At 67.1% G+C, this 11126-nt stretch carries 9 protein-coding genes; 4 read left to right on the top strand and 5 right to left on the bottom strand.

The genetic code is table 11. From position 1 onward, the window contains the following. Nucleotides 1-5: 5 nt before the first annotated feature. Nucleotides 6-956 carry a DUF2061 domain-containing protein gene (locus tag E6C72_RS29770; RefSeq protein WP_109444029.1) on the bottom strand — a complete coding sequence of 317 codons (951 nt, stop codon included), beginning with the start codon at nucleotides 954-956 and terminating at the stop codon, nucleotides 6-8. Nucleotides 957-1067: 111 nt separating this feature from the next. Between E6C72_RS29770 and E6C72_RS29765 the strand changes: the two genes are divergently transcribed. After that, nucleotides 1068-1760: a hypothetical protein gene (locus E6C72_RS29765; RefSeq protein ID WP_109444028.1), complete on the top strand. Its 693-nt coding sequence runs from the start codon at nucleotides 1068-1070 to the stop codon at nucleotides 1758-1760. 3 nt (nucleotides 1761-1763) lie between these two features. Here E6C72_RS29765 and E6C72_RS29760 read toward each other — a convergent pair whose 3' ends face one another. Continuing rightward, nucleotides 1764-1997 carry a hypothetical protein gene (locus E6C72_RS29760; protein ID WP_109444027.1) on the bottom strand — a complete coding sequence of 78 codons (234 nt, stop codon included), beginning with the start codon at nucleotides 1995-1997 and terminating at the stop codon, nucleotides 1764-1766. Nucleotides 1998-2214: 217 nt separating this feature from the next. Between E6C72_RS29760 and gltA the strand changes: the two genes are divergently transcribed. From gltA to E6C72_RS29745, 3 genes are all read left to right on the top strand, one after another. Next, complete coding sequence (gene gltA, locus E6C72_RS29755) at nucleotides 2215-3546, top strand: citrate synthase (RefSeq protein WP_109444026.1); 1332 nt, start codon at nucleotides 2215-2217, stop codon at nucleotides 3544-3546. Nucleotides 3547-3592: 46 nt separating this feature from the next. Next, nucleotides 3593-4606, top strand: a complete 1014-nt coding sequence (locus E6C72_RS29750) for a hypothetical protein (protein ID WP_109444025.1) — start codon at nucleotides 3593-3595, stop codon at nucleotides 4604-4606. Nucleotides 4607-4734: 128 nt separating this feature from the next. Continuing rightward, a complete protein-coding gene (locus E6C72_RS29745; RefSeq protein WP_109444024.1) occupies nucleotides 4735-5385 on the top strand; it encodes a response regulator transcription factor in 651 nt (216 codons plus the stop codon). Between the two features lie 43 nt (nucleotides 5386-5428). Here E6C72_RS29745 and E6C72_RS29740 read toward each other — a convergent pair whose 3' ends face one another. The 3 genes from E6C72_RS29740 to E6C72_RS29730 form a co-directional block, all read right to left on the bottom strand. Next, nucleotides 5429-6259, bottom strand: coding sequence for a molybdenum storage protein subunit alpha (locus E6C72_RS29740; protein WP_109444023.1), 831 nt, complete (start codon nucleotides 6257-6259; stop codon nucleotides 5429-5431). 11 nt (nucleotides 6260-6270) lie between these two features. After that, on the bottom strand, nucleotides 6271-7098 hold the full coding sequence (locus E6C72_RS29735; RefSeq protein ID WP_109444022.1) for a uridine kinase: 828 nt from the start codon (nucleotides 7096-7098) through the stop codon (nucleotides 6271-6273). Nucleotides 7099-7372: 274 nt separating this feature from the next. Beyond that, nucleotides 7373-10882 (bottom strand): PAS domain-containing hybrid sensor histidine kinase/response regulator, encoded by a 3510-nt coding sequence (locus E6C72_RS29730; RefSeq protein WP_109444021.1) that lies wholly within the window; start codon nucleotides 10880-10882, stop codon nucleotides 7373-7375. Nucleotides 10883-11126: the final 244 nt, after the last annotated feature.

The raw sequence follows: 11126 nt of genomic DNA, 5'->3' as shown, positions 1-11126 counted from the left end.
CCTCGTCAGCCCGGCGCCGCGCTGCTCGCACCGTTGCTCGACGATGCGCCGGGGAATTCAAGCATTGGTGGACCTTCGCTCGAATAGCCCCATGCCAGCTCATGGCCGAAGTACAGGACACTGTTGACCACCGCGCCGGTCGCCGCGAGCCCGCCCGACAAGACCGGGTCACCGGTGAACAGGTAGGCGACGGCAAGATCGCCGACGGTGCCGACCGCCCGCCAACTGAGCGTTTTCATCAAGCTGGTGCCCCAACTCACCTCGCCGGCAGCAGCTGTGGAAACCGGTTGCGCCGGGGATGGTGAAACAGGCGTGGCCGTCCCGGATTGGGGCATGGGCAGGGCGTCGGCCGCGGCCAGCTGGCCGCGCAGCCCATGCTGGACCGCAGACAGGGCTTGGGCGCTCCAGGCGACGGCGCTCTGCGGGGCGATGGTGGATCGCAGGTTGCCGTCCGCGAAATGATAGCGGACATCGACCACGTCCCTCCGGTCGGTCAGACGGACCCCCGCCATCAGCCAGCGGTCCGGCATCGTCCAGCCTTGCTGCCGCGCCATTTCCGTCGCGGCGATCCAGGCCGTTGCGGTCCCGGTGCCGATGCTGGTGGTGACGCGCCCGACGAATCGGCACGCCCCGTCGATGGACGAGGCGTAATCGATGGTTGCGAAAGCGCCGTCCCGGCCTGAACAGTCGTGCGTCAGGCCCCAACCGGCGGTTCCAGGCTGCGCGTTCGTGGTCGCGATGAGGAAGGCGCGGACCTGCTGTCCGTCCAGCTGGATGAGGACCGCAGTCTGGAACTGTCCCGATCCGTCGCGTCCCGCCAGAACCCATTCGCCGGCCGGCAGGGGAATCTGCTTGCCGGCCAGAATGGCATGGCCGCTCAGCGGTTCGGCAGCGTCGGCGCGCGCCGACAGAAGCAGAAACAGTGCCAGAAGCGGGGCGAAGAACCGGTGTGGCATGCTGTCTTCCCTGGCGGGATTGTCAGTGATCCGACCCTAACATTCGAGAGCGGCGCGGACCACCGCATACTCTGTCATGGGCACACGCATAGCGAGAGAAAGACGATTGCCATGCGTCTGCTGCTCTGCAACACTGGCAAAGGCAGTATGTCGGTCATGGGGTTTTCGGTGCACGCAGCTTCCTTCGCTCTTCAGTCTCAGCTGCGCAACGCCGCCGTGAGCCTGTCGATCGCATCGGTCCTGGCTTTTCCAGGGATCGCCCCTGCCGCCGAGCCCACCGATCCCGCCAAGCAAGGGACCGAGGCGTCGCTGGAGCGCTCGGCCATGCGGGCGCTGACCTACAAGGTGGGCACGTTCCTCACCAACACGGTGGCCTATTCCGTGACGACCGGCGACATGATGCAGGGACTGGCGCTGTCGTCCGTGCTGACCGCCTACTCTTCCGTCAGCTATGTTCTGACCGATTATTTCTGGGATAGCGCCTATCCGCAGATGCACGCTGGCGATGCTCCGGCGGAGGTGCTGAAGGAAAGTGCCGAGCGCACCACCTGGAAGTTCATGACCTACAAGGTGGTGAACCTGCCGGCCCTCATGGCCGTCAGCTATTACGCCACCGGCACGGCCAGTGGCGCACTGGGGCTGGCGTCGGGCCTGTCGCTGGCCAAGGCCGGCTGGTTCTATGCCAACACCATGCTCTGGGACTATTACAGCCCGCCGCCATCGAAACCTGAGCAGCCCAAGCCGATGCGACCCGCCCCGACGTTGCCGATGGCTGACGCGGCAAGGCTGCATGCGGCGAAATAGCCGTCAGCCGGTGCCGGGCTGGGTCGAGCCGTCGGTATCCTCTGCCCGTTGCCGCAACTCCTTCGACGACATCCCGGCCGGGGTGGCGTCCTGAAGGGTACCGTCGCCCGGCGTCTTCGTCATATCCTCGCGCGCGGAGCGCTCGCCGGCCGGGGTCTGGTTATGGGTGTCGGCTCCCGATTTCTTCGGCTGGGGCATTCCTTCGGAGGGGGTGCGTGTTTGAGGCGTGTCGGTCATGATGTCCTCTGCTATCTTCTGGAGGTGTCAACGACCAGGATGGATGCGTGTTCCACGTCCACCCTATCCTTCGGAGACCGGGAGAAGACGGCGCGGCGCTCCAGAGCGCCGAAGAGCGCGCATCGAAAGCGCGCCTGACGACGGGCCAACCACCAAGGTCCGGCAGCGGAGGCCGTGAGCCGCCGCCCAGCCGGCCAGCAAGGAGTGTGAAAAGGTCATGGAATCGAGCAAGCACACGCCGCACGGCGATGTGACCCAGGTCGGCACCGTCACGCTGACCGACGACGCCACCGGCAAGACTTTGAAGCTGCCGCTGCTCGGCGGGTCCACCGGCCCCAACGTGATCGACATTCGCAAGCTCTATGCCGAAACCGGCTATTTCACCTACGATCCCGGCTTCACCTCCACCGCCGCCTGCGATTCGGCCATCACCTACATCGACGGCGACGAGGGCATTCTGCTGCACCGCGGCTATGCCATCGCTGATCTGGCCGAGAATTGCGACTTCCTGGAGGTCTGCCACCTGCTGCTGAACGGTGAACTGCCCAACCCGCAGCAGAAGGCCGATTTCGAGCGCACCATCACCTATCACACGATGGTGCACGAGCAGCTGGCCAAGTTCTACAGCGGTTTCCGCCGTGACGCACATCCGATGGCGATCATGTGCGGTGTCGTCGGCGCCCTGTCGGCCTTCTATCACGATTCCACCGACATCTTCGATCCGGTTCAGCGCAAGATCGCCGCGCACCGCCTGATCGCCAAGATGCCGACCATGGCCGCGATGGCCTACAAATACACGGTCGGCGAACCCTTCATGTATCCGCGCAACGACCTGTCCTATGCGGAGAACTTCCTCTACATGACGTTCGGCACGCCGTGCGAGGAATGGAAGGTCGATCCGGTCCTGTCGGCGGCGATGGACAAGATCTTCATCCTGCATGCCGACCACGAGCAGAACGCCTCGACCTCCACCGTCCGTCTGGCCGGTTCGTCGCACGCCAACCCGTTCGCCTGCATCGCGTCGGGCATCGCAGCATTGTGGGGGCCGGCCCATGGCGGCGCGAACGAGGCCGTGCTGAAGATGCTCGACCAGATCGGCTCGGTGGAGCGCATCCCCGAGTTCGTGCGCCGGGCCAAGGACAAGAACGACAGCTTCCGCCTGATGGGCTTCGGCCACCGGGTCTACAAGAACTACGACCCGCGGGCCAAGATCATGCGCGAGACCTGCTATCAGGTCCTCGACCGCCTTGGCATCCAGAACGAACCGCATCTGGCCATCGCGATGGAACTGGAGAAGATCGCCCTGTCGGACGAGTACTTCATCGAGAAGAAGCTCTATCCGAACGTCGATTTCTACTCGGGCATCATCCTGAAGGCGATGGGCTTCCCGACCAGCATGTTCACCGTGCTGTTCGCGCTGGCCCGCACCGTCGGCTGGATCAGCCAGTGGAAGGAGATGATCGAGGATCCGGCCCAGAAGATCGGCCGTCCGCGTCAGCTCTTTACCGGCAGCGCCGCCCGCCCCTTCGTCCCGCTGGACAAGCGTTGAGCGGACGAATGACGGCAGCCCCTCTCCGAAAGGAGAGGGGCTTCCCGTGACCCAGCCCCTTCAACTCGGCCTGTCGGTCGCCATCGTCGCGGTGACCGGCGGGACTCCGCGCGTGGTGACAGTGCGCAGTGGCTTCACCGTGCCGGACAACCATCGGCGCGGTGACGAACCGCTGCCGCATCGCGACGCGCTGCCCGGCGCACCCTTCGAGCCGGAGCGCTTCCGCACCCTTCAGGACGGTGTCCGCGCGGTGGCGGAGGGGCTGTCCGGCTTGGCGTTGCGCTATGTCGAGCAACTCTACACCTTCGGCGATCGCTACCGCGATCCGCACGAGTTGTTCGGCGGCCCGCGGTCGGTCGTGGTCGGCTATCTGGCGCTGGTCCGCGACGGCCCGCTGGGAGGAGAGGCTTCGGCCGAATGGCGCGATCTCTACGACCATTTCCCGTGGGAGGACTGGCGCGACCAGCGCCCGCCGCTGCTGGATGGGGTGATCGCGCCGGCGCTCGCCGGCTGGATCGCCGCGGCGCCCGACGAGGAGACCCGCCTGCGCCGTGCCGAACGTGCCCAGATGGCCTTCGGCCTGGATGGCGCCGACTGGGACATGGAGCGCGTGCTGGAGCGGTTCGAGCTGCTCTATGAGGCCGGGCTGGTGGTGGAATCCTTTCGTGACCGCGACCTCGCCGCGCGGGTCGACTCATCCATATCGGGCGGCGGGCCGATGCCGCGAGCGCTCGGCCGGCCGATGGCGCGAGACGGCCGTCGCATTCTGGCGACCGCGCTGGAGCGGCTGCGCGGCAAGCTGCGCTACCGCCCGATCGTCTTCGAACTGCTGCCGCCGACCTTCACCCTGCATCAGCTCCAACTGGTGGTGGAGGCGCTGTCGGGCGAGCGGGTGCACAAGCAGAATTTCCGCCGCCTGATGATCTCCGGCGGCTTCGTCGAACCCACCGGCCAGTATGAAAGCCAGACCGGCGGACGTCCTGCCGAGCTGTACCGCTTCCGTCGTCAGGCCATCCACGAACGCACCAGCGCCGGCGCCATCCCGTCCGCGGACGGATAAGGGTAAAATCCACCGGAAACTTCGACGCGCGGCATTGGGCGCAGTTGTCAACGGGCGGCTGCAAGGGGATACTGTTGGAACGGTTTTAAACCCGGAATGTCCATAGCCGGAAAGTACGCGGAAAGTCGATGTCGCACCGCATCCTGATTGCCGACGACCACCCGCTGATGCGCACCGCCTTGACCCAGACCATCGGGCAGGCGATTGCCGGCGCCGTGATCCTGGAGGCGTCGCGGTTCGAGCAGATCAAGCCGCTGCTGGACACCGGGGAGCCGCCGGACGTCATCCTGCTCGACCTGCACATGCCCGGCATGAGCGGCTTGATCGGGCTGATGATGCTCCGCTCCGAACATCCGGCGATTCCGGTGATCGTGGTATCGGCATCGGAGGATCCGGTGACGATACAGCGCGCCATCGACTATGGCGCCTCCGGTTTCGTTCCGAAATCTGCTCCCAACACCCAGATCATCGAAGCGATCCATGCCGTGCTGGACGGAGAGCTGTGGCTGCCGGAGATCAACGGCGGTCCGGAGACCGATGCCCCCGACCCGGCCCAGCGCGCCGCCACTCTGACCCCCCAGCAACTGCGGGTTCTGGCCGGCATCGCCGAAGGCAAGCTGAACAAGCAGATCGCCTACGAGATGAACGTCGCCGAAACGACGGTGAAGGCCCATGTCACCACGATCCTGCGCAAGCTGGGCGTGCTGACCAGGACGCAGGCGGCGGTGCTGGCGAGCCAGTTGGCGCTGTCCGCCGCACCCCCGCCGCCGGTGGAGTAGAGGCGGGCGGACCGGAACCAACGGCCCGCCCGCTGACCTGCCATCAGCGGCGGGCGCCGGTGTGGATGACGGTGCCAACATGCTCGCCACGCAGTGCGGCGGTCAGCCGTCCCGGAACCAAGCCGTTCACCAACTGGACGCCGGTGATGTGGCGGGCGTTCGCCAGCACCTCGACAAATGCCCGGTCCACCGGCAAGGGACCATCGTGGGCAGCCAGATCGGCAACCGTGATCTCCGGCAGCAGACGGGCGGTGGCACCGTCCGCCCCGTTGGGGTCGGTGCTGTAGATGCCGTCCACATCCTCGACGATGGTCAGGCTGGCTGCTCCCAGCGCGTCGGCCAGCAGGAAGGCCCCGGTGTCGGCCCGGTGCGAGGGGATGCGCGAGGTCGGGAATTCGTGATGGTGATAGGGCGGAAAGGCGCTGCCCACCACCGCACGGGCCGCCGACAGATGGACGGCCAGCTGGCCGGCAATGGTCGGATGCTCCACATAGGAGACACCATCAGGCGCCAGCAGCGAGGCCAGGATGTGACCGTTCTGTCCGGCCTCACTCGCCGCCAGCGGCGCCAGCGAACCGACCGGCAGTCCCAGATCCAGCCCGACGCTGTAGAGATGACGGGCGCGGATGCCGGCGCCGGTCAGGATCAGCAGGCGGTGTTCCGGCAGGATGCGGCGGATTTCCTCGACCATCGGCAGGATCGCGTCGCGTCCCCGGTCCATGATCGACCGCCCGCCGATCTTCACCACATGCAGCCAGGGCAGCAGCGGGATCGGGCGTCCACCGGCGACGGGACGGGTCAGGTCGTCGTTGAGAAGGGTCTGTCGCGCGAGCGGTGAGGCGATATGCTTGATGGTGTTGACGCTATCGGACATGTTCTGGCTCCTCAGCTCGCGGTGATGATGGTGCCGACATGCTCGCCGGCGAGCGCGCGGGTCAGATTGCCGGGGATCAGACCATTGACGATCTGCACCTCGTGGACATGGCGCGCGGCCTTCAGCAGGTCGAGCACCGGGAATTCCAGGATCGAGTCCTGCAATCCCTTCGCTTTCATCTCGTCCACCGAAATCTTCGGAATGAAGGTCGCATTCTTGGAGGTCTTGGGATTGGCGGTGTAGAGCCCGTTCTCGTCCTTCACATAGATCATCTGCTTGCAGCCGAACTGCTCGGCGACCAGGAAGCAGCCGGCGTCGGTGCGGTAGGGCGGGATGACCCCGTTGGCCGGCGGGCGCATCCACAGCGTGTAGGGCGGCATGCCGCTGAAGACCACCGCGTTCACCTCCGCCAGATAGAGCGGGACCACGGACAGGCCGGCGCCGTCCACGGCGGAAACGCCATGCTTGGCAAGAAGCTGGCCCAGCATGGCGGCGTTCTGGTCGGCGACCGAGGCGCCGAGCTGTGACAGCACGCCCGCCGGCAGGCCGAGGCCGGCAGCGATGGAGTAGAGGTGCCGGGCGCGCGTACCGGCGCCGGTGCCGATCAGCAGCTTGTGCGTCTTGCGCACCGCCGCGATTTCGTCGACCAGCGGGTAGACCGCCGAGCGGCCGCGGTCGATCACGCTCTGGCCGCCGATCTTGATCACCGTGGCATCGGGGAGGATGCGGAAATCCGCTGCCGCCTCGGCCGTGGCCTGAAGCTCGGCGTCGGTCAGCGGTCGCTGCATCAGCAGCGCCTCGAGGTCCGCCGTGGAATGTGCCGCCGTGGGATTTACCATGGAAGGGCAATCCTTTCGTTCCGTCATTGCACGTCAATGGGAGTCGCCGCCGCCGCCCCATCCCTGCGAAACCGCTTCCTCCCGACGGTTCCGAACGAAGCCGCAGAGCGTCGCACCGGTATCCGCATCCTGCCTGACGGCGCCTGTTCGGATCGTGGAGTCCGTTGATCGGGCACTCCAAGGCTTGCCGTGACGGTCGATGCTGCAAGACGGTATGACCAGGACGCTCAACCGTCAATAGGCCTACCGACGGCAGGGTTATGGTCTGGCGCGGCTAACCGGCCATCCGCTGCCCTTCGGCGAGCAGCTGCCCCAGCAGCGCCCGCAGCGCGCCCGGCCGTACCGGCTTGTAGAGCAGCCGGCAGCCGGCCGCTTCGATGTCCTCGCGCACGGCGGGGTCGCGGTCGGCGGTGACAACGGCGGCGGGGATGTCGCTGCCCAGTGACGCTCGCAACGTCGCCAAGGCCTCCACGCCGGTCAGGCTGCGGTCGAGGTGGTAGTCGGTCAGGATCACGTCTGGTGTCCGCCCTTCCAGCTTGGCCAGCGCAAGGTCGGGGGCGGCGGCGGTGACGACGCGGCAGGACCAGCTGGACAACAGATCCTCGGTGGCGCGGGCAATGGCCGGTTCGTTCTCCAGGCAAAGCACAAGGACGCCGCGCAGGTCCCGCCCGCGCGGGCGGGCCACCACCGCGCGGGCGGCGACCGGCTCATCGGTCAGCGGTACCAGCACCGAGAAGGCGCTGCCCCGCCCGACGCGGGAGCGCACCTGCACCGTGTGGCCGAGGATGCCGGCCAGACGCTCGACGATGGCGAGACCGAGGCCTAGACCCTTGCCGCGGTCGCCCCGATCATCGTGGTCGGCGTCATTGTCGAGCTGGCGGAACTCCATGAAGATTTCCGGCACCTTGTGTTCGGGGATGCCGGGGCCGGTGTCCCACACCTCGATGGACAGGAAATTCCCCCGCCGGCGGCAGCCCAGCAGGATGCGGCCGGTACGGGTGTAACGGACCGCGTTCGCCAGATAGTTCTGGAGAATCCTCCGCAGCAGCGTCGGGTCGCTGCGCACGGTGGCTGAACAGTCGACCACCCGCAGCCCCAACCCGTGGCGGCTGGCCAGCACGGTGAACTCCTCGCCCAGCGGCTTCAGCAGTTCCTCGATCCGCATCGGTACCGGGTTCGGCTTCACCACGCCGCTGTCGATCTTCGACACGTCCAGCAGATCACCCAGGATCGTCTCCACCGACCGCAGCGAGGCGTCGATCTGGCGGATGGCGCTGTCGCCGTTGCGTTCGCCCAGAGCCGACAGGAACAGCCGGGCGGCATGCAGTGGCTGCAGCAGGTCGTGGCTGGCGGCGGCCAGGAAGCGGGTCTTGCCGCGGTTGGCGCGCTCGGCCTCCGCCTTCGCTTCCGACAGGGCGTGGGTGCGCTCGGTGATGCGGCGTTCCAGCGTTTCGTTTGCTTCGCGCAGGGCGGCGGCGGCGCGGTGGCGCTCGGTCACGTCGGTGTAGACGGCAACAAAACCGCCGCCGCCCGGCTTTGAACCGGGCATGGGATTGGTTGCGATCTCCAGCACCGTGCCATCGGGCCGCACCCGCTCATAGACGTCGGGCTTGTTGCGGCGGCGCGGGTCGGACCGGCGCTCCAGCAGCGTCTCGATCTCGCCGTTGCGGCCATATTCGCCGCGCCGCGCGATCAGCCCGACGATGTCCTGCAGCGAGGTGCCGACCTGGACGAAGCCGTCGGGCAGATCCAGCAGGACGAGGAACTGGTTGTTCCAGGTGGCGACGCGCCAGTCCTCGTCGAACACGGCAATGCCCTGGGGCACATTCTCCACGGTGGCGCGCAGAAGCTCATGCTGCTTCAGGATGGCGCGCGAGGCCTCGTCGATGATCGAGCGCGCATCGGTGCGCGACAGCCGGCGGTCGGACAGCAATCCCGCCACCACCACGCGGGCGGAAGCCGAACCGACCGCTCCGGCCAGCAGCCGTTCGGTCAATTGGATCGCCTCGCCATCGGTGCGCATCAGCAGGGCGGTCCGCAGATCGCCGTCGGCCACCCCGGTGAAGCGGCGGAAGGCGGTATCGGCGCGCGACTGCCCGACATACCGCACCGCCAGATCATGCAGATCGGCCAGGGTGGCGCCACGCGGCCCGTGCGCCTCGCCGTCGGCGGAACGGCGGAGGCTCATGAAACGGGCTGCCTGCTGGCGCTCCAGCGTCGATGGCCGGGTCAGCAGGGAGACCAGCACGAAAAGGAGGATGTTCGGCCCCAGGCTCCACAGCGCGGCGTTGGTCAGCGGGTCGATGCCGGCGATGCCGGCCAGCGCCACCGGGCTGAGGCCGGTCAGGCCGAACGGGCCCTCGCGCAACGCGCTGGAGGCCAGCCATCCGGCGTCGGCGAAGGACGGCAGCAGCATCGTGTAGGCCCAGCCGAGGAAGCCGGCGCAGATGCCGGCGAAGGCGCCGCTGCGGCTGGCCCGGCTCCAGACCAGGCCGCCGAGCAGTGCGGGGGCGAACTGGGCCACCGCGGTGAAGCTCATCATGCCGATGGTCGCCAGCGGAAAGGCCGGGCCGATCAGCCGATAGCAGCCATAGGACAGCAGAACCAGCACGATCACCGCCGACCGCCGCACCAGCAGCAGGATGCCCGCCGGATCGTCGCGCAGCCGCCGGTCGTCGGGGCGTAGCGCCATCAGCAGCGGGACGGCGACGTCGTTGCAGATCATGGTGCTGAGCGCCACCATCTCGACCAGGATCATGCTGGTGGCGGCCGAAAGCCCGCCGATGAAGGCGGCGAGCGCCAGCCACGGCCAGCCCTGGCTCAAGGGGATCGACACCATGAAGGTATCGGCGTTGGTCGTGCCGTCCGGGAACAGCATCAGCCCGGCCAGCGCCACCGGCAGGACGAACAGGTTGATGGCGACCAGATAGGCGGGGAACAGCTTCGCCGACGACCGCACGTCGCCGCCATGGGTGTTCTCCACCACCGCGACGTGGAACTGGCGCGGCAGGCAGAGAATCGCCAGCCCGGACAGCAGGCACGCCACCCACCAGTCGGTGCCGATGTTGTCCAGCCGGATCAGCTCCAGAAAGCCCGGATGGCGCACCGCGGCGTCGACGAAGGTCGCCGGGTCGCCGAAGACGGAGATGGCGATGGCCCCGCCCACGCCGAGCGCCGCCGCCAGCTTCACCACCGATTCCGCGGCGATCGCCATCATCAGGCCGCGGTGGTGTTCGTTGGCCGATACGCTGCGCACGCCGAAGAGGATGGCGAAGGCCGCCATCAGCAGCGCCGCCATCAGCGCGGTCCCGCCCGGCATCTGGCTGAGATCGGTGCCCAACGAGGCTCCGGCCAGGATCTCGAAACTCACGCTGATCGCCTTCAATTGCAGGGCGATGTAGGGCAGCAGGCCGATCACGGCGGCAACGGTGACGAGAGCCGCCAGGCCGCGGCTCTTGCCGTAGCGTGCGGACAGGAAGTCGGAAATGGAGACGACATTCTCCGATTTGGCCACCCTGACGATGCGGGCCAGCACTGGCCAGCCCAGCCCGATCATCAGGATCGGCCCGATATAGATCGGCAGGAAGTAGAAGCCGCCGGTCGCCGCCCGACCGACCGCGCCATAGAAGGTCCAGGAGGTGCAATAGACGCCGAAGCTCAGCGCATAAAGCCAGGGCGTGCGCCGGTCGCTGCCATGGGGACCGGTCCGGTCGCCGTACCACGCTATGGCGAACAGCGACAGCAGATAGGCCAGCGATGCGGCCAGGATGAACCAGCTTTCCATGGGGCTTTGCGCATCCCGTTCTTGATTTTCACTCCCTATGGGGTGTGAGCCTAACACAAAACCGGCACCACCGCCGTGCCCACCGTGGCCTTCCACCTTCGACAGGGCGCAAAAGGCTGGGATTGGTGACGCAGGGGGCAAAGGGGGACCGTCCGACAGCATGCCCACCCCTGCCGGGACACTTCCGACGCTTCGGTGTTCTTCGTGCACGGCTGCAAAAGCCGTTGCTCGACCATGCAAGGTG

Source organism: Azospirillum sp. TSH100 (assembly GCF_004923295.1).
Lineage (GTDB): Bacteria > Pseudomonadota > Alphaproteobacteria > Azospirillales > Azospirillaceae > Azospirillum.
This window is presented reverse-complemented; position numbering and strand designations above follow the sequence as displayed.